Below are 26,538 nucleotides of genomic sequence, written 5' to 3'. Positions count from 1 at the left end.
GTATTAATTATTGATTTTAATTGATGAAATACCTCAGGTTTAGGTAGAAAGCCCTACCTGGTTTTTGAAGGCTAAAGTTGTCGAAGAGGTCAGCATTGGTGATATTTTTGGCTTCAAATCCAATATTGTAGCGACCTTGTTTTAAGCTGTAAACGAAGTTTAAATCGTGATTGAACTGCTGTGGAATCACCTTTTTATCTCCAACTGCGCCCTGACTTGGCCAGTACAACCAAAAAGCATGCACATACAACAAGTTATAACCAATAGATAAATTATTGCCTTTACGGCCCAGATCTTTTAATGAAACCGAAACATCTCCATTGCCATATAGGTATGGAATATTAGGCATCTGATCCAGGTATACATTGCTTACATTGGTGAATTTTTCGCCCGTACTTGGATTAACTTCATATTTCTGAAGATTTTTGAGATTCTGATAGGTAACTGTGGTACCAACACTTAACCAATTTTTATACGAATACCTGATTTCGGCATCACCACCTATTGTTCTTACCCCATCGCGGTTATCGGCAACAAGTTTCGATTGATTTTGGTTCAATCTGTTATAGATAAAATTGGTCGCATTGCGGTAAATACCATTGGCCGTAAAAGAGAAATTATGTTCCCGGTTAATAGAAAAACCGTAGCTAAGGCCTAAATTAAAATTGTTGCTTTTTTCCGGCTTTAAGCTTGGGTTGGCATCCTGGTTTTCTACATCACCAAAAATCTCCTGAGCCTCAGGCATACGGTTGGTAAGCTCGTATGAAGCTTTTAACTGCGTGTTCCGGTTAATAAAATAAGTAGCTGCAGCGCCATAACCCAACCTATCGATACTATTTTTACCGGCAGTGCTGCCACTTCCGTTAACATTGCCCTGATTGATATATTTCCCGAAAACTGTTGCGCTCCATCGGTCTTTTACATCGAAATTATAACCTAGCCCCAAAACATTTTTATTGGTCTTCTTTGGCCTTTCGTAATCTGCATTGGTAGGATTTAATTCATCGCTCCCTTTTCGGTTAAAAGTGGTAAATACATTACTTACCGCTACCGATTGATTGTCGTCTATTTTGTAGTTCAACATGGTTGTTGCCAAGCCATTGTTGTTTTTGTATTTGTACAAACTCCTGGAGCGTTCGCCATTCGTTCCATTCGGTTTACTGTTTCCGTACCAGTCGTACCGAACGTTTAAAGTATCTATATTCTGCTCGTTACCTAAATTGTAGTTTGCATTAATGGTTACATCTAAACCTTTGATCAGGTTTTCTTTCTTATATTTTAAGGTGGGCATTAAGATGTTACCCCTACGGTGCCAGCCTCCGAAAACCGAAACCATCCTGGCACCGGTTTGTATTTCTTTATAATTCTGACCAACAGTAATCCCAAACAAAAGTTTATCGGCATAACTTTTATCCACCACACCCACATTTGCGATTAAAGTTTCATTGTGATATTTATCGTTAAATCTCCTTAAAGATGCGATAGGCGCATAAGCTCCGGTGTAAATATCAGAAGCTTCTACATTTACCCTATAATCATTGTCCGAATAATTCTGAAAGGCATTTAATTGAAAGGTTAGCCCATTTGCTGAAGTAGCCGCTGCATTGATTACACTTCTATGTGTATTAAATGATCCGAATGAATAAGAGACGTCAACGTAATTGCGGTAACGATCGCCAGTTACAATGTTGATTGCACCGCCTAAGGCATCAGAGCCCAGCCACATGGGTACCACACCTTTATACACTTCGATCCTATCGGCAATGTTGATGGGAATATTGTTGATCTGAAACGATGATCCAAAATTATCCATCGGGATACCATCAATAAAATACCTCACGTGATTACCTGAAAAACCATTTAAAGAAAGGTTAAAGTTTGAGCCAACCCCTCCCGACTCCCTTACCCTAATGCCCGCTACCCGATCTAAAGCACCAGAAATATCAAGAGTTGTATTGTAAAGTTTCTTGGCATCAACTGAAGTTACATTAAAAGCCTGCCGGTTAACTTCCTGATTGGCCGTTCTCCCAATTACATTAACGGTTTCCATCTCTTCAGAAGATTCTGACAAGTTGAAGTTTAAATTTCCAATCTGACCATCAGCAACATTGATTTCCTTTTTCTGTGTTTTAAAACCAATTGCAGATACCTGTATGGTATATTTTCCCAGAGGAATATTGGAGAGTTTAAAATTTCCACTTTGGTCTGTTGATGTACCATAATTGGTTTTGTGGATTTTAATGGTAGCCCCGGGAAGAGGATTTCCATCATTGGATTTGATTTGCCCCGAGATGCTCAACAATCGGTTTTGGGCAGAAGTAAAAATTACACAGGCACATAGCATGCCCAATAGCAAAATTTTCTTAATTTGCATGGCTTTTAATGGAGATTAAAGGTGAGCCGGATTTCCGGTTTAGCCACACGGGTCCGAACCGTGTGGCATTTTTATTTTCGGCAAATATAGCCTCTATTTAGATCAAGTCCAAATAAGAATTAGTAAATCTTAAACCTGATCCATCGCTTCTATCACCATAACCGGCTTACTCAGCTGAGCATCTGGCCTTTACTACACCCGATTATTTTAAAAGCTTAAAACCCTTTTAGTTTAAAACATGTTTAAGTAGATACAACAAAAAACAAAGTATATGAAAAAGTTAATCTATTTATTGGCCATTTCTGCATTAGCATTCCAAGCCTGCAGCGGAGGAAATAAGGATGCCAAAGAAAGTGCCGACAGTTTAAACATGGCTAAAGACAGTTCTACTAATGCGGTTGCCACCGGTGGAATTGCAGTAGATGAAGCTGATGCGAAGTTTACTACCCAAGCAGCGGTTGGGGGGATGGCTGAAGTAGAACTAGGAAAACTGGCCCTCGAAAAAAGCAGTAATCCGCAGGTTAAAGAATTTGCAACCATGATGGTAAAAGACCACGGCATGGCAAACACCGAATTAATGGCCATTGCAAAACAAAAAAACATTACCCTACCAAGCACTGTAGACGATGAGCACAAGAAAAAAATGGATGACCTGAGTAAAAAAACAGGTGCAGATTTTGACAAAGCTTATGTTGATGCCATGGTAAATGGCCATAAATCTACGCTAAAATTAATGGAAGATGAATTAAGAGATGCTAAAGATGCAGATCTTAAGGCATTTGCCACTAAAACAGCACCAATAGTTCAAAGCCATTTGGTGATGATCAACAAAATTAACGACAGTATGAAATAATGCAGTTAGCGTATTAAATTTCTTAAGATAAAGGGATTTAATACGCTACTTTTTCTTTCACTTTTGACTTCTCCTGATCTTATCCTTAATTACCGAATTTATTTTTTCGAAGGTCATAATTAAAGCTCTGGCGGGGTATGCCAATCGATAAAAGTTTTCCTACTTAACGTTTTCAGGTATGGATAATTTCCGTTTAATTGTTTACGCTGCTTTAACTCATATAAAAAATGCCCTCCCAAGTCTACAATTATTTTTGCGGTAGCTAAATACCATACACTATGTGGCTGTTTCCAACAAAAAGAATAAAGGTTTGAGGTAAGATTAACACCCTGAAGTTCAGGATGATAAAAATTAAGTATTTTTGGATTGGGCAGCCCCTGCATTACCTCTGATTTCCTAACCATTGAAAGGTGATCGGAATGACAAAATTCATAATCCTTGAGCTTTGGATCATCCACATCAGGCAAATGTTTCAATATTTTAAATCCCTTAAATTTTTTGCCATTCAATACCCATACTAAATTTGGATAAAATGCCTCTCTGCTATTAAGCTCGGCCAATGTGATCGGAGAATTTTGAAATTCGATGGTATAACCGGATGGGGTAAATACATCAGCACGATGGATCTCGGCATTGGCTGCATCATAAAAAGCAACTTCTCTAAATGATGGCGGGAAAGCCAATTTCCAATCCCGGTGCCACGCAGTCTCTTTTCGGCAATATTCTTTTTTAAGTGATGAAATACCCTGAATCATATCTGAACGGGAGATATCTCTTTTTATTTCACTATTGTTCATGCTCGTTCAATGCGATTAGAATACTAAAACAATTATTAGGGAAAACAAATTTAAACTAAAATTCTTAGTAAAGGAATAAATTTGAGATAAACGGACAATTTTAAAAATCATTATGATTGAGCATTAGGCAGATACCAACTGCTAAAAAAATTATTTCAATCTGCTCAAAATAGAATGATAACTTTGCGGTATGACCATCCAAGAAATACAGCAGTTAGAAGATTTTTTTACTCAGGCCGGAAAACAAGAGGTTCCAATTTATCTGAATCAGGCTACCGTAATTACCGATTATGCCCATTTTCTGGAAAGTCATTTTATGCCTTTAAAGCTTAATCCTGATGCAAAAGTGAACCTGCCACTTATACACAGGCTAAAAATGTTAAAGTTATTGATTGAATCAAATGCGTAAAAACGATTCAGTTTGTGATACATCCAATTCATACCCTTCCTATTTATGGCTGTCGAAATAGCCGACTCCGGTTTTCTAATCAGGCAATTAAAAACTTAACCTCTTTTAGTTTTTAAAATAGATATTTCCAACTATATTGGGCGCAATTGGTTATTCGTATACATTGCCCCTTATTTATGACTAAAAATATATTCATTGCTTCAGCCGAACCCTATACCGGAAAATCAGTAATTGCTTTCGGAATGATCAATATGTTATTGGCTAAAACCCAAAAAGTAGGTTACTTTAAACCCATTATTGCGCAAGACGATCAGAATAAAAAAGATGAACATGTAGAAGCCATGTTGGATTATTTCTCACTCCCTGTTAAGTATGAGGATGCTTTTGCCTTTACCCGGCAAGAAATGCTGCACCAAGCAGAAGATAGTGGCGCAATTATCAATACCATTATCAGTAAATATAAAAAACTGGAAGATAATTACGATTTCACGGTAATTGAAGGAAGCGATTTTTTAGGTGAAGGCATGGCATTTGAGTTCGAATCGAATGCCTTAATGGCCAAAAACTTAGGTGCACCTGTTTTAATAGTGGTATCGGGAAAGAACAAAACAGCAAGTCAGCTTTTTAAATCGGCCATCAACATTTACCGTAACTTCCTGTTGCGAGATGTACAGGTATTAGGCGTGGTGGCCAATATGGTGAATCCAGAGGAGGCAGACCGTATTAAACAAGCTTTAACAAATCAATTGCCACCCGAATTACTTATCGCCGTTATCCCTACTGAAACAGGCCTGCAAAGTCCAACCATGAAAGAAATTACTTTGGCACTAGGTGGTGAGGTACTTTTTGGATCCGAACTATTGGATAACCAGGTTGATAATTTTGTGACCGGCGCTATGATGCTTCCTAATTTTTTAAGGCACATAAAAGATAACCTGCTTATTGTTACCCCCGGCGATCGTGGTGATATCATTATTGGCGCACTACAGGCCAACTTATCGGCCAATTACCCAAAAATTGCAGGTATTGTTTTAACCGCAGGCAGTTTACCTGATGAGCCTATTATTAAATTGATTGAAGGTTTGCAAACCATTATTCCAATAATAGCGGTTAAAAAAGGAACTTTCGAAACCACAACAACCATTGGTGGTATCCACTCCAAAATTACAATCGAAAACAAGAAGAAAATTGCAGTCGCAATAGAACTTTTCGAAAAATATGTCGACATTAAAGCGCTTGATGATAAAATTATCACTTTTAGCTATCAGGGAATTACGCCACATATGTTTCAATACCAACTGGTTAAATGGGCCAAGCGTGATAAAAAACATATTGTTTTACCGGAAGGAAATGACGAACGCATTTTAAAGGCTGTAGAGAAACTCATTACCCAGGATATTGTAGACATCACGCTCTTAGGCGATCCAGCCGAAATTACCAACACGATTAAAAGACTTGGATTAAATCTGGATACCAATACTTTAAAAATACATAATCCAGGCCAATCGGCTCATTACAATGACTATGTAAATACCTTACATGAACTGCGGAAAGCCAAAAATGTAAACCTCGAAATGGCCAGAGATATGATGACCGATGTTTCTTATTTCGGAACCATGATGGTATATAAAGGCGATGCCGATGGGATGGTTTCGGGTGCGGTTCATACCACTCAGCACACCATCAGACCTGCTTTACAGTTTGTTAAAACCAAACCAGGTGTATCAGTGGTTTCATCCATTTTCTTTATGTGCCTGCCAGAGCGGGTGGCCATATTTGGAGATTGTGCGGTTAACCCCAATCCTACTGCCCAACAACTGGCAGAAATAGCAATTTCATCAGCAGAAAGCAGCGCCAAATTCGGCATTGAGCCACGCATTGCCATGTTATCTTATTCTTCTGGTACATCAGGCGAAGGTGAAGATGTAGAGCGCGTAAGAGAAGCCACTGCCATCGTTAAAGCAAGGCATCCGGAATTAAAAATTGAAGGGCCGATACAATATGATGCTGCTGTAGATCCACTTGTAGGTAAACAAAAATTACCAGGCTCTGAGGTAGCAGGAAGAGCAAGTGTATTGATCTTCCCGGATTTAAATACCGGCAACAACACCTATAAAGCCGTACAGCGCGAAACCGGCGCACTGGCCATTGGCCCAATGTTACAGGGCTTAAACAAACCTATAAATGATTTAAGCCGTGGTTGTACAGTAGATGATATTTTTAATACCGTTGTAATTACAGCGATCCAATGCCAAGACATTTAATATGAACATTTTAGTAATCAACTCAGGAAGCAGTTCCTTAAAATACCAGCTTTTTAACATGCCAGAAAAAGCTCCTGTTTGCAGCGGTCTGGTAGAGCGTATTGGCATTGAAGGCTCCTTTATTAAACATACCGTTTATCGCAACAACGAAAAGTATAACATTGAACAATCAGGTTTTATTGCTAACCATGGCGAAGGCTTAAAACAGGTTTTAGTTTTACTAACTGAGGGAGAATACGCGGTAATAGCCAGCCCTGAAGATATTGCAGCTGTTGGCCATAGAGTAGTACATGGAGGTGAACATTTTTCCGGGCCGACTATTATTACCGATGATGTAAAACATCAGATCAAAAAGCTGTTTTCCCTTGCCCCACTACATAATCCGGTTAATTATAAATGTATTGAAGTAGCCGAACAGACTTTTGTAAACGCTAAACAAATTGCCGTTTTCGATACGGCATTTCATCAAACCATACCAGAACAGGCCTATCGTTATGCCATTCCGGAATGGTATTACAAAGAACATGGTATCAGGGTGTATGGATTTCATGGCACCAGCCACAAATATGTAAGTGAGCAGGCCAACAAATGGTTAAATAAAGTTGATACAAAAATCATTAGCATCCACCTGGGCAACGGTTGCAGCATTACTGCCATTAAAAATGGTAAATCGATCGATACCAGTATGGGATTTGGTCCCTTAAGCGGATTAATGATGGGCACACGTTCTGGAGATATCGATCCATCAGTTATTTTCCATTTAATGGAGCATTCTGGATATACCTTAGAGCAGTTGAGTACCCTGGTTAACAAACAATCAGGACTGTTAGGTGTAGGTGGTTCGAGCGATATGCGCGACATCAGAAAAATGGTAAGCGAAGGCAATGCGGCTGCAATTTTAGCACTAAAACTGTATGCCTACAGGATCAAGAAATTTATTGGTGCTTATGCGGCCATTTTAAATGGTATAGATGCAATCATATTTACCGCTGGTGTAGGCGAAAACGACAGTAATATGCGTGAATCTGTATGTTCGGAGCTGAATTATCTGGGTATTGAATTAGATCCAAATCAAAATACAGCCTATAATGGAGAATTGAAAGAAATTAACAAGGCAAGCGCTAAAGTAAAAATCCTCGTTATTCCAACCAACGAAGAATATGAAATTGCCTATCAATGTTTTGAGCTTTTAAGCTAATAGCAAAACTTCCGAAGTTTGCGCCAATGGCAATACGCCTGGCTAACTTCGGAAGTATTGCACGGCCTAATTGGTTTCCAAAATAGACAGAATATTGCCTGCAGGATCTCTAAACCAGGCAATGTTTGGCCCTCCGTTTCCCCGGGAGATGCCTTTACTATCCGTTTTGAAGTATTCTTCATTGTAAATCTCAAACTTTATTCCTTTAGCAATAAGTTCGTCGGCCGCTTGATCTATATTTTCAACAGGAAAATTAAGTACTGTAAAAGTTGCCGGAACATGATTTGGCTTTGGGTAAAGTAATACATTTGCTGATCCGGAAATAACCAATTCTATTACGCCCATCGGGTTATCTTTAACTTCGATACCCAATATGCCTTGATAAAAATCTTTTGCTTTCTGTACATCGTCTACAGAAAATGAGCTGAATGCTTTTGAGTTTTGTAACATAATTTCTTTATTTTAATCAATTATCATAAGAACGCATAGTTAAATTTAGCGGATTAAAACAATAGTAACGGGCCGTATAAGCGGCAAAGTACAGGCCCAAATAAGACAACTTCCCTTAACTTTTCCAGGCGCCCAATAAACGCCTGATGACTACAATTTCGGCAATGTGGTAAGCATTATGATCGGCAATCTGTAAGGCTTCGCGTAATATACTTTGTCCATCGCCATGGGGAATGGGCACATATAAATCTGAAGAATCTAACAAAGCAATAAATTCTTTCAAATCAGCATCAATCTGTTTTAGTGTATTGTTCCAGGCAAGTTCATCCTTAGGCGCCAGTTCTTTAGGCCAATATTCGTCTGGCCATTTTGGCGATCGATGTGATCCATCTTTACTAAATTCGAGCATATCCCACTGGGCAATTTTGATGTGTTCTACTAATTGCCAAATACTATAGGGTAAATTATAGGGCTTTTCGCCAAGAAGATTAAACGGCAAATTGGCAACAGCATCTTTAAATGCTACATGTGCTCCACCCCCATTTAATAATTTTTTAAGTTCCGTAACCAGTATTGATGTTTGATTTTCCATAATAACATTAGCAGATTGTATAAATCTAACAAACATGATTCTCATAGGTTTGTATAAAATTCAATTTCGGTGGCAGCATTTATTTTTTTAACGCACAATTCTTTTAAATTTGGACATGAACCTATCTTTTCCGATCCTCACAGCATATACCTATCTCAATACTGCTAATTCCGGCATTTTATCTACCAATCTGGCAGAATGGAGAACTAAACATGATCAAGACTTTATAGCCGGAGGAAGTATTTTCAGAATGGAAAATCTGCCGATCATTACCGACCTCAGAAATAACATTGCTAAACTTTTCATTTCAAAATCCGAGAACACCTATCTGGTTCAGAATTTTTCAGTAGGTTTTAATACTTTATTGAGTGGCTTGGACAAAAACCATCGTTTTCTATTATTGGAAGAGGAATATCCATCTGTGAGTTATCCTGTAATCAGTATGGGTTTTAAATACCATAGCATAGCCATTGATGAAAAGTTAGAAGAAAATATCATCATTGCCATTGAAAAATTCAAACCTACCGTGCTGGCATTTAGTATGGTACAATACATTAGTGGATTAAGGATGGATGATGAATTTATCCAGAAATTAAAAGCTACATATCCTGATCTTTTGTTGATTGGTGATGGCACTCAATTTTTAGGTACAACAAATTTTAACTTTGAAAAATCTGGCCTGGATGCTTTGATCGGAAGCGGTTACAAATGGCTTTTGGCTGGATACGGAAATGGTTATGCATTTCTTTCCGATCGTATGAAAGATGCAATATACAGCAGAAATAAACTGGCCGAGTTGCCTACAGCCCCATTTTTAAAGGGCAAAGACCACCTATCTATGTGTTTCGAACCGGGGCATTTAGACACTTTAAATTTTGGCACATTAAACGAGAGTTTAAATAAGCTTGGCTCAATTGGTTTCGATTGGATTGAAAAAACCACACAGGCAATTTCCAATAAAGCCAGGCTAGCATTAAATTCGAGAGGCTTAATTCCAGATTGGACATTGGAGCGAAAATATCAATCTACCATTATGAGCATGCCATTGGATCAAAAAACAGTAGATAAACTCGCATCAGCCAAAATCCTTTGCTCACCGCGGGGAGCAGGCACAAGGATTTCGTTTCACTTTTATAATACAGAAGAAGATTTAAATCAACTGCTCCAGGTTTTGGATAACCGCAGCTAGTCAACCTTCCAAATGGCATCTACAAAATACTGATGTTGATCGAAGAAACGTTGAAGCGGTTTAAATCCGGTCTTTTCTGCAAGCTGATCGATATCATTAAGCGAATATTTTTGTGATATTTCCATAAAAATATGCTCGTTTTCTGCAAAATGAATGGCATTTTGACCAATATTCACAATCTGTTTTTTTAAACTGATGAGGTAACTTTTACAGGCTCCAGATGCTGGATCGTAACTGGCATAATGCTCAAAATTGTTCAGGTCGAAATTGCCCTCTAATTCTTTATTGATGCGATGAAGCAAATTGAGGTTAAATGATCTGGTAATTCCTCCTTTATCATTATAGGCAGAAAGAATCTGCTGAGGATTTTTTTTCAGGTCGAATCCAATGATCAACAAATCATTAGGAGAAAGCAGTTTTTTTAATGACGAGCAGAATTTTCCGGCATCGGCTATACTCATGTTTCCGATATTTGCGCCCATAAAAAGTACAACCTTTCTGCGGCTGGATAATTCTGTGGCCTTTTTAAGCATATTAAAATAATCGCCATTTAAACCTTTCATATCCAATCCAGGAAGTTTTTTAGGCAAATTTTCTTCCAGATCTGAAATTACATGCGCGGAAATATCAATCGGAAAATAACTAAATTCCAACTGACTATCCAACAGTGATTTTAGCAGGTGAATGGATTTTGTTGCATCTCCGGCACCCAGTTCAATTAAATCAAAAGCGCTTCCATCGGCTGATATCGCCTGAGAAATCTGATTGGCCTGGTATTGCAGAATTTCCATTTCTGCATTGGTTAAATAATATTCCTCCATTTCCATAATCTGCTGAAAAATACGGTCTCCGGTAGCATCGTAAAAATACTTAGAGCGCATAAATTTTGGTTCGGAGTGTAAGCCTGCTAAGGTTTCCTGAAGGAACTGTGTTTTGTTGTCTGTTGTTGTTTCGATAGTGGTGGTGGTCATATCTATACTATTTTACTAATCGGATGCCTGTATATTGCCACCTTAAATGTGGGTGGAAGAAATTTCTATAGGTAATACGTGAATGATTTTCGGGCGTGGCAATTGATGCACCGCGAAGCACTTTTTGGTTAACCATAAACTTACCATTGTACTCGCCAATGGCTCCCGGCGCTTTACTAAAACCGGGATAAGGCAAATAAGCACTTTCAGTCCACTCCCATCGTTCGCCCCAGTTAAAGTGTTCTGCTGCTATCTCCCACTCAAATTCAGTTGGTAAACGCATGCCTTTCCAGCTTGCAAAAGCATAGGCCTCGTAATAGCTGATGTGGCTTACCGGTGCGGTTAAATCAATAGGTAAAAGACCAGCTAAAGTATAATTAAACCATTTTTCGTCTATTAAATGCCAGTACATAGGTGCATTAATGTTATTGTTTTTTACCCAATCCCATCCTTCAGCATGCCAGAAATTAAAATTTTCATAACCGCCTGCACGAATGAATTCGATAAATTCTGCATTATTGACCAATGTTTTACTGATTGAAAAATCGTGTAAGTAAACTTTATGCCTGTTTAATTCATTATCAAAGCTGAAATCTGCTCCATTGTAACCGATCTCATAAATTCCTTCTGAAATTTTAATAAAGCCAGGTTCTGTTTCACGTACGGTTAAAACTTCTTTTTGGTTTTTTGAATAGGCTGGAAAAAGCGGGTTGTTTCCTAAAATGTACTTGATATCGGTAAGTAAAAGTTCCTGGTGCTGCTGTTCGTGGTTAAAACCCAAAATCAACAGTTCTTTTACTTCATCTGTTAGTTTAGTGGCCAGGAATTTCATCATGGCTTCATCTACATAAGCCCTGTACTGGTAAATTTCATTTACGCTCGGTCGACTTAAATTACCACGATCTGTCCGGATTACCCGATTACCAACCGTTTCATAATAACTATTAAAAACGAAATTATACTCATCGTTATATACCTGATAATTAACAGAAAACGGCTTTAATATAAAGGTTTCAAAGAACCAGGTGGTATGTCCCAAATGCCACTTCGGTGGACTTACATCAGCGACAGGCTGTACTACATAATCTTCTGTTTGCAATGGTTCGCAAATTTGTTCAGAGTATTTCCTGATCTGCAAGTATTCTTCTACCAGTGTCATTAATTTTTATCTAGATAGTTTTTAAGATCTGTGATGGTATTAACATTCAGATCTTTTGATTGTTTTTGCCGCATCATTAAAGCATAAGAATTATTAAAACCTATAGGTTTAAGCCATTTGATCTTAAACTTTTTCTCAAATTCGGTGTACACATAATCATAAGTTTTATCTTTATCGTGCGCCATTTCCTTAGCAATTTTTGGATCCGGTTGCAATAAAACCAATAAACCCGTCCCGGTATATTCGGGATAAAAATCGATCTGATCATTCATCAGTGCATCAAAACAGATTTTTGTTCCACCAAGTCCTGTTTTGGTAGATACCTCATAATCGGTATTCCCTTTGATCAACATGCTGTACATTTCGGCCAGAATATATTGCTCACCAAAAATCTTTGAGCCTATCCTCACTACACCGTTATGTCCGTTTTTTGGTGCTTTATACAAACCAGTACTGATAAGAAAATCCTTTGCCACACGTTCTGGTGTTTGGTGGAGGTAATCTGTTCTGTAATTAAGATCGGTCATTACTGAATCAGTTATTTTACCTGCTAACAGATTTAATGTTTCTTCCAGCTTTGGAAATTGTTTAAAAGCTTCATTCCGAACTATTGGTGCAGCGTAGTAAGGCGGAAAAATGACTTTATCGTCTTTTAAAATCTCTAGATCAAAGGCTTTCAAACGTCCATCGGTAGAATAACCGCTAATTACATCCAATTCTTTTGAAAAAGCGGCCTTGTACATTATCGCATCGCTGATTACAATGGTATGGATTTTTAAGCCGTAGATAGATTTCAATCCAAGATCCCCATCTTGTCTGCCCATAAATTCAGGCGTAAATCCGGCGGTTAGAGTAGAACCATAAGCCGATGGAAGTACATAAAAGCCACCTAAAATTAAAATTGCAACTGGCAAAACGTACAATGCTTTTCTCAGCTTTTTAAAATCCATTTTCTGTACCAGGGAAAGTAAAGCATCGAGAATAATGGCCAATAACGCAGCAGGAATAGCGCCAGCTAAGATCATGTTTGTATTATTGAGCGAAATGCCCCCAAAAATAAACTCCCCTAATCCACCCGCGGCAATAAAAGAAGCCAATGTGGCCACGCCAACATTAATTACTGTTGCAGTACGGATACCCGCCAATATAACGGGCATAGCCAATGGCAACTCAACCTTCAGCAAAATCTGACTTTTGCTCATGCCCATTGCCCTGGCCGCTTCTTTAACATGCTGATCGATGCCAATAATGCCTGTATAGGTATTACGGATAATCGGTAACAAGGCATATATCAGCAGCGCCACAATTGCAGGTTTCGCACCAATCCCTAAAACAGGGATCATAAAACCCAATAAGGCAATGCTTGGAACCGTTTGTAATACGCCGGCAATCCCTAAAACCGTTCCTGAAAGTTTTCTTTTTCTGGCAATCAATATGCCCAATGGTAAGCCAATGGCGATGGCAAAAAGTAAGGAAATAAAGGTTAAACCAACATGTTGCAGGGTTTGAGCAAACAATTTATCAGATTGCTCGTGCATAAACTGCCATAAAGTTTGCTGTTGCTCATTCATGTACCTGCGTGTTTTGAAATTGGTTAAATGCTTTGGTTAACTGTTCGAAATTAATGGCTTTGCTTTCTTTATTGGCACCAGAAACCAAAAGTTCACTTCTATCAGAACTTCGCAGCAATTCCATCGCATCCCATACATTCAAATCGGCAGACAGGCTTTTTCCATCCTGTAGTGTTACTTTAGGTAAATAAGACCATATATCCTGTATTTTAACTACTTTAAATTCAAGGGCTAACCTTTGTCCGCTTAAAAATTTCCTTGCAAAATCATTTATCGGTTGATAAAGCAATTCTTTGGGTGTTCCAATCTGGATGATTTTTCCCTTATCCATTAAGCAAATGCGATCTGCCAATTCAAAAGCTTCCTGAACATCGTGGGTAACCATTACGATGGTTTTCCTTTTTAATTCTTCTAATCCTTTAAATTCTTTTTGGATACTGGTTCGGGTAACGTTGTCTAAAGCACCAAAAGGTTCGTCCATTAACAATACAGAAGGGTCTGTAACCAAAGCACGGGCAAGGCCTACACGCTGCTGCTGCCCACCACTAAGCTCATGTGGAAACATAGACAGACTATCTTCAGGAAGATGGAGTTTTTTGATCAGCTCCTGCGTTCGGACTTTAATTTTTTCCTTATCCCATTTTAAAAGCTTCGGCACAACGGCAATATTTTCTGCGACGGTATAGTGTGGAAAAAGCCCAATATTCTGCATTACATAACCAATTCCTGTTCGTAAAATATCAGGATCTTGATTGGTGATATCCTTGCCATTGATAAAAACCCCGCCTGCATCTGGCTCGATTAACCGGTTGATCATTTTTAGCGTGGTGGTTTTGCCACAGCCACTTGTGCCCAACAATACCAGCGTTTCCTTTTCTTCTACCTTAAAAGAGACTTTATTTACCGCTTGGGCATCACCAAATTTCTTACTTATGCCTTTTAATTCGATCATATTTAGATATCGATTTTCATAAATAGATTATTTAACGATTCGGAATAAGTAGGGTGTGCAAATACACAATATCTGATTCTATCGTAAGTAATATCACCTTCCATTGCCATTTGAAGAACAGACATGATTTCTCCACCTTCTGCGGCCAGAATGGCAGCTCCCAGTATCTTTTTACTATCTGCATCGACAATTGCTTTCATCAGCCCTAGAGTTTCGTTTGTTTCAATACCGCGCGCAACATTCGACATTGGCAGAACCGCAACTTTATAATTCAATTTCTTTTCTTTTGCCTCTTTTTCAGAAATACCTATCCGCCCAAGCTGAGGGTCGGTAAACATGCAATAGGGCACCGGCCGATCGTGAATAGAATAATTTGTGCCTTCCATTAGGTTCCGGTAAACGATGGTATAGTCGTTATAAGCAATATGTGTAAATGAAGGCCCACCTTTTACATCACCGAGCGCATAAATCCCTTTAATATTGGTTTCGAGTTTTTCATTAACAAGAATGTGCCCTTTGTCATCCAATTTTACGCCACAGTTTTCAAGGGTTAAATCTGCGGTCTGAGGCGTACGGCCTGCGGCTACCAACACATGGCTCGCAGTTATTTTTTTCTCGATTTTCCCAGACTCCAGCGTAATGCTAATCTGTTTTTTATCCTGCGTTATTTTATTGATTTTAGCATTAGTGATCAGCTCGATATTTTCGTCGGTTAAAATTTTAGTAAGTGCTGATGAGATATCCTGATCTTCTCTAGCTAATATGCCTGATGATTTTTCCAAAATGGTTACTTTACTGCCAAATCGATTAAACATTTGTCCAAACTCAAGCCCGATGTAATTTCCGCCAATAACCAATAGGTGTTCTGGAACAGTTTTAAGATCTAAAATTGTTGTCGATGTAAGATAATCAATTTCTTTTAACCCTTCAATATCCGGTACGGTAGTTTTTGCACCCGTATTGATAAAAATCCATTCGGCGGTTACTTTTTCTTCACCGCCATTGTTTAGCGAAATAGTTAGTTCTTTTTCAGCACTAAATCTGGCCGTTCCAAATATAAGCTCAAGTCCTTTGGTATTTTTAAGGCCCTTTTCTGATGATGACCTGAACTGGTTTACGATATCGTCTTTCCGTTGCTTTATCTTTTCAAAATCAATTTTGATTGCTCCAACTTCTACGCCCAGTTCAGTTGCTTTTTTGGCTTGATACACTGCCCTTGCGGAAGCGACCATTGCTTTTGTTGGTGTACAACCATCATTAATACACGTACCGCCAACATACCTTTTTTCTATAATCGCTGTTTTTTTGCCTGCTTCGGCAAGCCTTTTGGCCAAAGGAGTGCCTGCCTGACCTGCGCCTATAATTATTGCGTCGTAGTGTTTCATCGGTTCTGAGATTAATAGAATTTGTTTTGTCCTGAAAGATATAACCTAAATACTAGCCCAATGTTTGGTCAATATTGATTTATACCATGTCCAATTGAGACACTACAAGTTCGAATAAAAAAGTTACAAACTATATTCGAAAATCGACGTTAGATAATGTAGACATTTAATTGACAAACATAAACCGCAGCCTTATATGCAACCTCAAACAACAGAAAACACGAACCTTACCGTTTTTATCCAGGATGATTCTTCAATTGAAGATAAAAGAGATATTTTATTGAATGGTTTATTGAACGATCTGAATAACGAAACCGAATCTTTTAATTAAAAGGCCGATTGTAGATCTAATTTTAGTTTTTCTATCTTAAAAGACATTTAACCGGCATATAAATGTAAATTCATCTTCTTGCCGTACCGTCACACTGAACCGAGCATTAGCGAGTTCACCGAAGGTAATTCATTCCATGGTCTTTACAGCGGAAAAGATGCTGAAACAAGTTCAGCATGACGTTACGATTAATAGAAGAAGAAAAGGGCAAACAAATTCATGTTTACCCCTTTCAATCTAAATTAACGCTCTCGCGACAAAAGTATAAATTCTTCTTAAACCTCCATGTAACAAATTTATTTATATTAAAGTTAATATACAATAATCTGTGCCCGGCGAAGGTTATCTGTAGTCTGCAAAATTTTATCCTTTAGTTTTGGATTATAGACAGGATGTGATTTTAAGAAATCCTGTACAACTGCATTTGCTTCTTTGTTGTTATAACTCGAAAATGTAGCCGCCAACCACGATTGCGGAAAAAATATATCCCCTGTTTTCTGTATTTCTTCCAATAAGTCTAAACTTTCTTTCAGATAATGGATGGATGTTTTTTGCCTAATGGGATGATGCAGGTAAGATAAAGCCGTAGTTACCCAGGCCTCTTTCTGGCGGTTTTTCCGGTCTTTTAAACCCTTAAAAAAATTATCTCTTTCCTTAACGTCTAATGATAATGCAGGCATTAAATAAATCAGCCGGTTTTTACGGTCTTCGTTTATGGTGCGCGCTAACTGATCTTTTAAGATCGTATTTGCAGTATCTGTTTTAAGGGCCAGTGTTAAAGCTAACGCGCTATAATCATCTTCTAACAATTTAATTCCATTTGGTGCGGTTTGTTTGAGCCAGATATTATACATGCGTTTTCCCGCATCCGCACTCAGATATACATTTTGATAAGCATTGAACAAAATCTTCTTGTTATTTTGCGTTTGTTGTTGCTCCATTGCATTCCATATTGTTTTTTCCATGCTTTCATACATTGCATTCCGTGCTTCAGCGGTAAGAAAAGTCCAGTAAATATTGGAGAGGTATCCAGTAATTGACCTGAGGTTCATCTCGTTTTTCTCAACCGATAATCCTTGTAAAAATACAGCCAAAAGTTCTTCAGGCTTGGTGCTTTTGCCCGAAAGCATATTCTCATAGGCATTGATATAGGCCGATGCCCGTTCTAACGGGTCAGCAAGACCATAAAGATTTGCCATCATCTCTTTGTCAATCGGAAAAAGGCCATACCCCGCACCGTTTGCATTAAATAAAATATACTGTGGTTTTGGAAGACCTTTTGCTTCAATTAAATCTGTCTTAGCAAGCTTAGCATTTACAACCAAAATCTTACTCTCTGTTGGGTAAACCAGCTTAACCGTAAAAGATTGTGGCCATACCCGTGGCTGTCCCATCTCACTGCTTTGGTTTAAACTTAAACCGCTTATTTTATCTCCATGGTATTTAATATCATAGCTAAAAACCGGTCTGCCAGGTTCATTTACCCAAACTTTGTTCCAACTATGAAGATCACTTTTGCTGTATTTACTTAAAATGGCAATCAAATCATTCCATGTAGCGTTGCTATAACTGTATTTTTTCAGATACTCCCTTATACCCTGCTGAAAATTCTGTTTCCCCATCAATAATTCCAATTGACGCATCATAATCGGTGCTTTATGGTAAATTATATTGCCATACATCGATCCAGCTTCCTGTAAGTTATCTAATTGCTGCCGAATGGGATTAGCACCCAGTGTTCTATCTACCCCATAAGCTGCCGGATAATGATCTTGTAAAAACTTAAGGTCGAAAGTATTTTTGCCCATTAATTTTTCGGTTACCTTATCGGCCATAAAATTGGCAAAAACTTCTTTCATCCAAACATCGTTAAACCATTGCATGGTTACCAGATCGCCAAACCACATGTGTGCGGTTTCATGCGAAATCAGGTTAGAGCGCGAAATGAACTGATCTCTGGTTGCACCTTGATCTAAAAACAATGCTGATGCTTTATATTGTACCTCACCAGGGTGCTCCATGCCACCAAACTGAAAATCTGGAATGCTGACAAAACCTATTTTTTGAAAAGGATATTTTATCGCTGTCCAGTCTTCCAAAAAATCAAGCGCATCTCGATGTGCTACAAAAATAGAATCTACACTGAGCTTAATTTTGGCTGAATCAGTTTCACGGTGCAGAAATTCCATTTTATTATTTTTTATGTTCCTATTTACCAGGGTGTATTTACCGGCAGTGAAGGAAAATAAATAAGTGGGTAGTTTATCCGAATTATTGAAATGATAGGTGGTAAAATTCCTTTGCACAAGCGAATCTTTTTTAGCAGCATTAGCCATTACCTTCCAATCAGTTGGAACGGTTAACGAAAGTAAAAAATTAGCTTTTAAATCCGGCTGATCAAAGCAAGGGAATACCGTTCTGGCGTGATCAGGGACAAAAAGTGCATACAAAAAATCTTTGTTTCGGTTTAATGATTCGTTACCTGCAATAAATCCGATCTCGATATGGTTAGTGCCTATTTTTAAATACTCCTGCTTTACTAAAATATGTTCGGCTTTAAAATCAACCGGTATCGTTTTTCCATTAACCGATATTCGTTTGATATGATCTGCATCCTGCTTAAAGTCAACCTGCATACCAATCAACTTATTTAACTTAAAATCGATGCTTTCAGTTGATTCTATTAATGCATTTTGTGCTGCTGGTACAGTAAAGTGAAGCTTATATTGAATATTACTTATAGCTGCACTTCTGGAACTTGCCAGCGCAAGCGAAACTCCAGGTTCAACGGCTACGGGATTTGTACCCTGCTGTGCAAAACAGGTAGCACTTAATAGGAAGAAAAAGCAAAAATATTTGGTAATCGTATCCATTGTATAAAGATTTATTCTCCTTTTATCATTTGTATAATGGTGCCATAACTCATCCAAACCATGGTTAATACCACAGCTAAACCTGTTAAGGTTAACCAAAGCGGTTGTTTATAATTTGCGATAATTTTAGTTCTATAGGCCGCAATAAGCATAATACCTAATGCAATGGGCAAAATAAAACCATTAATGGCGCCTACGGTAAGCAATATTTTGACGGGTTTACCAATGATGATAAAAATAATGCAGGAGATGGATATAAAGGCAATGATAATCTCACGGTTAAACTTTAATATCAGTGGGTGAAAACTCTTAATAAATGAAATGGAGGTATAGGCTGAGCCCACAACCGATGAAATACCCGCAGCCCATATCACTACACCAAAAATCTTGTATCCTATTTCGCCGCTGGCCAATTTAAAAACCGAAGCAGCTGGATTGGATGGGTCTAAAGTAAAACCTTTGCTTACCACTCCCAAAGCAGCAATAAATAACAATAAGCGCATAATAGATGCCAAACCGATGGCACTTAATGCACCTTTATTTACAGCACCTAAGTTCTGGATCCCAGTTTGCCTGGCATCCAATAAGCGGTGAGCGCCCGAAAAAGTGATATAACCGCCCACTGTTCCACCCACTATAGTCAAAACTGCCGTAAAACTAAACTGTGTGGGGTTTACTGCCCTTAATGCGGCTTCTGCCAATGGCGGAGAACTGGTGTAGGCAATAATTAAGGCGAGTATAATTTTAATCAGCCCCATGGTTTTGGCAAAAACATCCATTGCTTTGCCCGCTTCTTTGTAAATAAAGATCCCTATTGCCATAATGGCGCTTATTACAGCCCCCTGCCCAACACTAATACCGAATAATACATTGAGTCCTAAGCCAGCGCCAGCAATATTACCAATATTAAAAGCCAAACCACCCAAAAATACCAGGAAAGAAATAAAGTATCCTAAACCTGGAAATACCTTATTGGCTATATCTTGTGCAGGTTTATCGGCAACAGCAATAATCCGCCAGATGTTTAATTGTGCAATGGCATCTAATATGATGGATAACAATATCACAAACGCAAAACTTGCCCCTAACTGCTGGGTAAAAACTGCAGTTTGTGTTAAAAATCCAGGGCCAATGGCCGATGAAGCCATTAAAAAAGCTGCGCCTAAAAGTACACTCCAATTGTATTTTGGCTTCATATTGCTGGGGCTTTAATTGCGATGCCTTCCTTTTGTAACCGTTCAGCTATTAATTTAGCAAAAGCAACAGCATGTTCGCCATCGCCATGCAAACAAACTGTTTCGGCTTTAACCGCAATGCGGTTTCCATTTGTACTATTTACTTTCTGGTTTAAAGCAAATCCCAATACCTGACTAATGGCATCTTCTTCATTGGTAATTAAAGCATTGCCTGCTGACCGAGGCGTAAGTAAACCATCATCCTGATAAATTCGATCGGCAAAAACTTCTGATGCGGTTACAATACCCTTTTTTTCAGCTTCATCGATCATCTTACTTCCTGCTAAAGCATATAGGATCAAACCCGGATCGAAATCGTAAACGGCCTGTACAATGGCTTTTGCCAGGGCGACATCTTTTGCAGCCATATTATATAGTGCACCATGCGCCTTAACATGATGCAATTTACTCCCCGCAGCTTTTACAAAACCGCTTAATGCACCAATTTGATATAAAGTAAGCTGATAGGCCTCATTCGGGGTAATCTTCATTTCTCTACGACCAAAGCCCTGCAGATCGGGTAAACCAGGGTGTGCACCAATGGTTACTCCTTTTTTTAAGGCTAAAGCTACAGTTTGCTGCATTACAGCCGGATCGCCGGCATGGAAGCCGCAGGCAATATTTGCTGATGAAATATAGTCCATCAGTTTTTCATCGTTGGGCATGGCATAATTCCCAAATGCTTCTCCCATGTCGCAATTAAGATCGATCGTTTTCATGTTTTAATATATTTAAGGCTTATTGCCGTGGTAATCAATGATAAATCGCGTTCCCGTTCAAAGTAAAGCGCTTCTGCCTCATCTCTCGAAATTTCGGAAAAGCGAATGGCATCACCAGGTTTAAGCTGTGCACATAAAGACAAATCGACCGCTGCAACATGTGCAATACGCGGGTAACCACCTGTTGTTTGACAGTCGGCCATGAGTATAACTAAATCGCCACTTCCGGTTACCTGGATAACACCAGGTGTTACTGCCGTGCTGAGCAATTCCTTTTTAACTTTTCTCACCAAAGGCTTTCCCAATAAATGATAGCCCATGCGATTACTCCTTCTATCAATGGTATAAAAATTGGTTAAAAATGAGATAATGGAAGTTGCGTCGAACCAACTGATTTCGTTTGCGAGAACAACTCTAATGGTTTGTCTTTTCTCTGGCAGTAAACTTTCGCGCGAAATGCGCCAATTTGGGTAAGTTAACGACCTATTGATTAATTGTTCTAATATTCTTATTGATACTTCGGTATTAATAGCACCGCCGATCAAAACATCTGCCTTTTGCAATGCCCTCCCCTTAAAGCCCCCAAAAGCAGCAGTAAGATAAGTGCTTTTACTTCCCATTACATCAGGTACATCCCATCCACCAGCAATAGCCAAATAGGTACGCACCCCAATTGCATTATGGATTAACTTTATAACAGAACCTGCCGGAAAAAACAATGGCTTTTCTGCAGGCATTAATTCATTATTGTAAACTAAGCAGGCACCATCGCCAGAATAAGAAATTAGAATAGGTGTTTCAGCTTTAAATGACGCATCGGCATAGGTAAACTCAATGGTAGCATGGTTATCATCGTTACCAACTGCTTTATTCGCTAATCGATGGGCCAGCTCATCCATAGCGCCCGATACAGGTACAGCTTGTGAAAGGTATCGGTACCGCCCCATATCTTGAACGGTGCTTAATAAACCTGGCTTAATGATGCTGATTTTCATACTCATATTTCAGCATAAGCATTAAAATCCTTTATACCAATGGCTTTAAAAGTAACCACATCACCTCCATTTAAAAGTGATGGCTGTAAACGGTTTACATCAAATATCTTTAATGGCGTTCTTCCAATAATCTGCCATCCACCAGGTGTTTCCATAGGATAAATGCCCGTTTGATTCCCTGCAATACCTACAGATCCGGCAGGTATTTTAGCATTAGGAACCTCTTTTCTCGGGGTTGATAATCTGGCATCCATTCCGCCCATATAGGCGAAACCTGGCACAAAGCCGATCATGAAAACAATATATTGCCCGGCAGTATGTATATCAATTACCTCAGTTTCGCTAAGCTTGTTTGTGCGGGCTACCGTTAAAAGATCCTGTCCGAAATCGCCACCATAACATACAGGAATAATCAGCTTATCAGCTGTTATCCTTGATTTTTCTCTTTTTATATGTGCAATTTTATTTAAATGTGCTGATACCTTGTCGAAACAAACCTGTCCCGGAAGATCTGACAACATCACATTTAAGGGATCAAAAAAAACAGTTAATGTAGTATAAGCTGGAACAGTGGTAATTAAACCAGAAAAAGGATTTTGCAACAACAACTGGTTAAAATCAGTAATCAGGCCCAGCAAATCGTTATCGATTGCCGTTCCAAATGTAATTGTTACCGATTTTTCGCTCAGCCCGTAAATTTTTAAGGGAGTGTCTGTTTCAAAATATCCTAGCTGCTCGTTCATAGAAAAACAGTAAGATTTAATAATAAATGATCTTCATAAAATGGGGTAACAACTAAACTGCCGCTATAAAAATGATTATATAATATTAAAATCACAAGTTTTGTGAATAATCGTAACTAATTATGCGCAAAAAACAATAAAGAAGGGGTTTTTAAATGGCTATACGGACATTATTATGCTTATACCAATGGTTTAAATTCAATAATTTTTTAGTTTATCCAATATTTCGAGCTGGCTAAAGGGCTCCACCGAAAAGATTTACTTGATTTTTAGTAATCTATTAAAATGAACAGCAAGGCAGGGACTTAAAAATTCTTTTTCACTACCCGTTCAATTGCCTTGCCCCAAAATTCGCCTAAAGATGCGGCGCCTAATTTATTTGGATGCAGGTAAAAAGTACCCGCTTGCCCCTTTTCAGGAATCAACTCGGTAAGGTGATGCTTTTTAAAATAACCAAATGCTTTTTTATCTCCCACAAAAACATGTTTAGGTTTGGTTAAACTATAACTTGAAACCAGGCTATCAATTTTTGGAATGTAAGTCTGTAATCTCAACAAGCCCTCTTCCATATATTTTGAGCTATTATAGGTGTTGGTGCTATACCATATAGGATGATGCAGCACAACAATGGCCTTAGGAAAATCGGCCAATAGCTTATCCACAATAGTTTTTACATTTTCAATATATCGGTCAGGCGAAACCGGAGCGCCATGCGGTCCTTTTATAGCACTATCGTTGGTACCAAGCTTTAACGAAAAAACCAGCAACGCCTCTTTATCGGTAAATGCATTAGCCGCTTCTTCAACTTTGTTAAAAGTACGGCCAGCACTGGGTAAAAAATCGAGAGTGGTGTAGCCGCTATGTCCCTGATTGCTGAATTTAACTTCGTTTATTCCTTTTTGCTTAAGCAAATAAGCTACGGCTATAGCGGGCGGAGCATCAGCAGCATTGGCAATCTGGACGCCTTGCGTGATACTATTACCGATAAAAACAATATTGAGATTATGCTTTTTATCCTGTGCAGATAATAATGTGATATTAATTAGTAAAATGCCAATCAATAATAGGTATCTTTTCATCTAAAGCTGTTTTTATCGGCAACAAATTACTAAATTACTTACGAGTATCAATCTAATTTTTCGCTGGTTCAAGGTCTTTTATCAATTGCAATAGCTCATCCTGCTCTTCGGCCTCTAATTCGATAATGCCATTGAACATTTCAAAAATCTCATCATGCAGGTTAGCGCGCATTAAAAGATCGATCAGGCGCACAAAAGTTTTCTTCTGATCGGTATTCAAACTACTAAACAATTTAGGTTCTACTTCATATAATGCCTTAATTAAATTAACCAGCGCTGGTTTCCTTAATTCTTTTTCTCTTTCGGTAGCATAAACCGGAAATATTTCATCCTGCTCGTAAGTTTCAATGAGGCGATTGGCATATTCTTTTAAAAATGGTTTACGTTTACTTTTAAGATATTCCGTTAACGCTTTAATTAGAAACCGGTATTCTGGGGAAGATTTAGCCGCACCAAATATGGCCACCTGTCCTTCATTTTCGAAACTCTTAAAATCGAAATCACGAAAAAAATCACTATCGATATATACACTATGGAAATAATCGTCGCTCTTTTTATTTAAGGTAGTGTAATCTTTATAAATTTCTTCACCACCGGCCAAGAAATAATATTTAGACAGTTCCTTATGCAGGTTTTCTTTCCAATGAACGTATTTAATCTTAAAAGTAACGGCTGTATCGGGGTAAAAAAGATTAAACTCTTCTAAAGTTTTAACATTGCTGCTAAAATCCAATGCTTTGCCATTTACAATAACTGAATAGTTTTTATGCCTGTTCAATTCAATAAACCAACAGAATTCGTTTATCAGAAAAGGAAGTATCGTTTCTTCTATATCTTGCTGACTGATTTTCAGATTAGTGAATGAAACAGTTGTTCCAGTCTCGCCAGAACTGCTTGGAGCGGTGGTAAAATCGTGACTATAACTATTTAAACCACCAGTGCTAATGTGTATTTCGCCATAACGAAACCCTTGTTCTGATTGGTAAGTGGTATGCCACACGGCATCATGCGCAAAAGTAAAAAAAGTAAGCCTCCCTACTCCATTACGGCCATGCATTTTTGAGGTATGCTTTGGCGCTACAATCTGAATGGATTTTTCAGATTCGAAGAACGGATCGAATTTTTGTTGTAAGCGATCAGAATTAATTCCATAGCCATTATCAGCAATGGTTAACTGCGCTAAAAGGCCAAGCGAATTGGCTACATAATCTACCCGTATGGTGTTCGCATTGGCATCAAAACCATTCCAAATGTACTCCGCAATGGCTTGCTTTTCATTATAGTTTTTGAGTACCTTTTGTATTCCTTTTGAAGTAATATTAACCTTTACCGACATGCTTACTAAATTAATTAGCAAATATATCATTATATTTTAATCATTTAGGATATTGCGTATTACGAGTTATATACACAACATTAAATGACCGGTTTAGAGTGTTACGAGCGTGGTATCAGCCAGCCATTTATCATTAATGACAAAGCTAAACCCAACTTTGCCAATAGGCGCTAATAATTTGCCCTTTACCACCGTTCTTTTGTTTTTATAAACCGGAACAGAAAGCGATCGTCTTTTTCCGCCTCCGCTCACTTCAATTTCCAAAGGTTTATCGGTACGGAGAATATAAATACTAATTGGGCCTTTTGTGTTATTTACGATATAGCCAAAATCATTTTCAATACTGCCAAATGATGTTTTTGCGGCAAATAGAAAACCTGTTGCTTCGTTATTTACATCAACTTCGTAATTGGCCACATCTTCTACAAGCACTTCCAGCTTACCCACAATCCTATCCATATTTAAATTAATAGTCTGATTGGCATTTATAGTGTTCATAATGGTTGCTACAAACGTATCATCTGTTTTGTATAATTTTTCGGATGGAGATTGATTAGGTTGCCAATATTGCATATTCCCTTCATTAAAAGGCAAAATAACGGTATTGGTAGCACCCTGATAAAATTGATTAATGCCAAATAACGACCTCGAACCGATAGCTACAAAATTATAGGTATTAAGCGGGAGGTCTAAACTAAGCTCCCCAAAATTAGGGTCGGTAGCGAGCTGGGTAACACGGGTATACTCTTGTCCGGTAAAAGATTGATAAACCACAATTGTTAACTGTTTAATCAAATCTTTAAGCGGGGCATTTACCGCAGATCCTGCCGTTCCCAGATCATTATTAGCCCCCGTAACCATAAATTTTACAGTTTGTTTTTTGCCTCCTTCTTCAGGATGTTCATTAATATTTTTCTTACACGAAAGCATTGCCAGGCTAGCAAGCATCAAAAAAATGATTCTTTTTAAAAAATAGTTTGTTTTCATAGCTTTTATTTCATCAGATAAACGACATCCGAAATTACAGCTATGTAGTGTAAACATGCATGTATAACACCGCACA

Annotated in this window: 23 protein-coding genes; 6 read left to right on the top strand and 17 right to left on the bottom strand. The window is 38.3% G+C overall.

Translation table 11 applies throughout. The features are described 5' to 3' along the window. Positions 1 to 16 precede the first annotated feature (16 nt). Positions 17 to 2,374 (bottom strand): TonB-dependent receptor, encoded by a 2,358-nt coding sequence (locus AC07VK_RS04030; protein ID WP_492953382.1) that lies wholly within the window; start codon positions 2,372 to 2,374, stop codon positions 17 to 19. Between the two features lie 271 nt (positions 2,375 to 2,645). On the opposite strand from AC07VK_RS04030, the gene AC07VK_RS04025 reads away from it, so the two are divergent. Beyond that, a complete protein-coding gene (locus AC07VK_RS04025) occupies positions 2,646 to 3,227 on the top strand; it encodes a DUF4142 domain-containing protein (RefSeq protein ID WP_492958515.1) in 582 nt (193 codons plus the stop codon). Positions 3,228 to 3,346: 119 nt separating this feature from the next. On the opposite strand, the gene AC07VK_RS04020 is transcribed toward AC07VK_RS04025, so the two are convergent. Further along, positions 3,347 to 4,024 (bottom strand): competence protein CoiA family protein, encoded by a 678-nt coding sequence (locus tag AC07VK_RS04020; RefSeq protein ID WP_492958513.1) that lies wholly within the window; start codon positions 4,022 to 4,024, stop codon positions 3,347 to 3,349. A gap of 190 nt (positions 4,025 to 4,214) precedes the next feature. Here AC07VK_RS04020 and AC07VK_RS04015 point away from each other — a divergent pair, with 190 nt between their 5' ends. The 3 genes from AC07VK_RS04015 to AC07VK_RS04005 all read left to right on the top strand — a co-directional run bounded on the left by AC07VK_RS04015 (position 4,215) and on the right by AC07VK_RS04005 (position 7,895). Continuing rightward, positions 4,215 to 4,433: a DUF6965 family protein gene (locus AC07VK_RS04015; RefSeq protein ID WP_029276033.1), complete on the top strand. Its 219-nt coding sequence runs from the start codon at positions 4,215 to 4,217 to the stop codon at positions 4,431 to 4,433. 176 nt (positions 4,434 to 4,609) lie between these two features. Next, the gene (pta, locus tag AC07VK_RS04010; protein ID WP_492953379.1) at positions 4,610 to 6,697 is read left to right on the top strand and encodes a phosphate acetyltransferase; all 2,088 of its coding nucleotides are present in this window, start codon (positions 4,610 to 4,612) and stop codon (positions 6,695 to 6,697) included. Between the two features lies 1 nt (position 6,698). After that, a complete protein-coding gene (locus AC07VK_RS04005; protein WP_492953378.1) occupies positions 6,699 to 7,895 on the top strand; it encodes an acetate/propionate family kinase in 1,197 nt (398 codons plus the stop codon). A gap of 66 nt (positions 7,896 to 7,961) precedes the next feature. Here the strand turns inward: AC07VK_RS04005 and AC07VK_RS04000 are convergent, their stop codons facing one another. After that, positions 7,962 to 8,345 carry a VOC family protein gene (locus tag AC07VK_RS04000; protein ID WP_492958511.1) on the bottom strand — a complete coding sequence of 128 codons (384 nt, stop codon included), beginning with the start codon at positions 8,343 to 8,345 and terminating at the stop codon, positions 7,962 to 7,964. Between the two features lie 115 nt (positions 8,346 to 8,460). Further along, positions 8,461 to 8,937 carry a DinB family protein gene (locus AC07VK_RS03995; RefSeq protein WP_492958509.1) on the bottom strand — a complete coding sequence of 159 codons (477 nt, stop codon included), beginning with the start codon at positions 8,935 to 8,937 and terminating at the stop codon, positions 8,461 to 8,463. A 115-nt stretch (positions 8,938 to 9,052) separates the two neighbouring features. Here AC07VK_RS03995 and AC07VK_RS03990 point away from each other — a divergent pair, with 115 nt between their 5' ends. After that, positions 9,053 to 10,126 carry an aminotransferase class V-fold PLP-dependent enzyme gene (locus AC07VK_RS03990; RefSeq protein WP_492953375.1) on the top strand — a complete coding sequence of 358 codons (1,074 nt, stop codon included), beginning with the start codon at positions 9,053 to 9,055 and terminating at the stop codon, positions 10,124 to 10,126. On the opposite strand, the gene AC07VK_RS03985 is transcribed toward AC07VK_RS03990, so the two are convergent. From AC07VK_RS03985 to AC07VK_RS03965, 5 genes are read right to left on the bottom strand one after another with little or no spacing between them, the layout of a single operon-like run. Further along, the gene (locus AC07VK_RS03985; RefSeq protein ID WP_492958507.1) at positions 10,123 to 11,097 is read right to left on the bottom strand and encodes an L-histidine N(alpha)-methyltransferase; all 975 of its coding nucleotides are present in this window, start codon (positions 11,095 to 11,097) and stop codon (positions 10,123 to 10,125) included. The genes AC07VK_RS03990 and AC07VK_RS03985 overlap by 4 nt on opposite strands. Before the next feature lie 7 nt (positions 11,098 to 11,104). After that, positions 11,105 to 12,256 carry an ergothioneine biosynthesis protein EgtB gene (egtB, locus tag AC07VK_RS03980; RefSeq protein WP_492958505.1) on the bottom strand — a complete coding sequence of 384 codons (1,152 nt, stop codon included), beginning with the start codon at positions 12,254 to 12,256 and terminating at the stop codon, positions 11,105 to 11,107. Then, positions 12,256 to 13,827, bottom strand: a complete 1,572-nt coding sequence (locus AC07VK_RS03975) for an ABC transporter permease/substrate-binding protein (RefSeq protein ID WP_492958503.1) — start codon at positions 13,825 to 13,827, stop codon at positions 12,256 to 12,258. Before AC07VK_RS03975 ends, egtB begins: the two co-directional genes overlap by 1 nt. After that, on the bottom strand, positions 13,820 to 14,779 hold the full coding sequence (locus AC07VK_RS03970) for an ABC transporter ATP-binding protein (protein ID WP_492958501.1): 960 nt from the start codon (positions 14,777 to 14,779) through the stop codon (positions 13,820 to 13,822). Before AC07VK_RS03970 ends, AC07VK_RS03975 begins: the two co-directional genes overlap by 8 nt. A 2-nt stretch (positions 14,780 to 14,781) precedes the next feature. After that, a complete protein-coding gene (locus AC07VK_RS03965; protein WP_492958499.1) occupies positions 14,782 to 16,164 on the bottom strand; it encodes a mercuric reductase in 1,383 nt (460 codons plus the stop codon). Positions 16,165 to 16,360: 196 nt separating this feature from the next. On the opposite strand from AC07VK_RS03965, the gene AC07VK_RS03960 reads away from it, so the two are divergent. Next, positions 16,361 to 16,495, top strand: a complete 135-nt coding sequence (locus AC07VK_RS03960; protein WP_280739890.1) for a hypothetical protein — start codon at positions 16,361 to 16,363, stop codon at positions 16,493 to 16,495. A 311-nt stretch (positions 16,496 to 16,806) separates the two neighbouring features. Here AC07VK_RS03960 and AC07VK_RS03955 read toward each other — a convergent pair whose 3' ends face one another. The 8 genes from AC07VK_RS03955 to AC07VK_RS03920 form a co-directional block, all read right to left on the bottom strand. Beyond that, positions 16,807 to 19,368 (bottom strand): M1 family aminopeptidase, encoded by a 2,562-nt coding sequence (locus AC07VK_RS03955; RefSeq protein ID WP_492958497.1) that lies wholly within the window; start codon positions 19,366 to 19,368, stop codon positions 16,807 to 16,809. Positions 19,369 to 19,379: 11 nt separating this feature from the next. Then, positions 19,380 to 20,564 (bottom strand): NRAMP family divalent metal transporter, encoded by a 1,185-nt coding sequence (locus AC07VK_RS03950; RefSeq protein WP_492958495.1) that lies wholly within the window; start codon positions 20,562 to 20,564, stop codon positions 19,380 to 19,382. Continuing rightward, on the bottom strand, positions 20,561 to 21,322 hold the full coding sequence (locus tag AC07VK_RS03945) for a 5-oxoprolinase subunit PxpA (RefSeq protein WP_492958493.1): 762 nt from the start codon (positions 21,320 to 21,322) through the stop codon (positions 20,561 to 20,563). Before AC07VK_RS03945 ends, AC07VK_RS03950 begins: the two co-directional genes overlap by 4 nt. Beyond that, a complete protein-coding gene (locus AC07VK_RS03940) occupies positions 21,319 to 22,317 on the bottom strand; it encodes a 5-oxoprolinase subunit C family protein (RefSeq protein ID WP_493052996.1) in 999 nt (332 codons plus the stop codon). Before AC07VK_RS03940 ends, AC07VK_RS03945 begins: the two co-directional genes overlap by 4 nt. Before the next feature lie 2 nt (positions 22,318 to 22,319). Beyond that, entirely contained in the window at positions 22,320 to 23,060 is a 741-nt protein-coding gene (gene pxpB / locus AC07VK_RS03935) for a 5-oxoprolinase subunit PxpB (protein WP_492958489.1), read from the bottom strand. Positions 23,061 to 23,365: 305 nt separating this feature from the next. Next, on the bottom strand, positions 23,366 to 24,139 hold the full coding sequence (locus AC07VK_RS03930) for a GDSL-type esterase/lipase family protein (RefSeq protein ID WP_492958487.1): 774 nt from the start codon (positions 24,137 to 24,139) through the stop codon (positions 23,366 to 23,368). Positions 24,140 to 24,191: 52 nt separating this feature from the next. Continuing rightward, positions 24,192 to 25,505 (bottom strand): ATP-binding protein, encoded by a 1,314-nt coding sequence (locus AC07VK_RS03925; RefSeq protein WP_492958485.1) that lies wholly within the window; start codon positions 25,503 to 25,505, stop codon positions 24,192 to 24,194. A gap of 63 nt (positions 25,506 to 25,568) precedes the next feature. Next, positions 25,569 to 26,423 carry a FimB/Mfa2 family fimbrial subunit gene (locus AC07VK_RS03920; protein WP_494939779.1) on the bottom strand — a complete coding sequence of 285 codons (855 nt, stop codon included), beginning with the start codon at positions 26,421 to 26,423 and terminating at the stop codon, positions 25,569 to 25,571. Positions 26,424 to 26,538 lie beyond the last annotated feature (115 nt).

This window comes from Pedobacter sp. GW821-FHT01D05, assembly GCF_059422505.1.
Note: the sequence above shows the minus strand (reverse complement) of the source record. Positions and strands in the feature narration are given on the sequence as shown.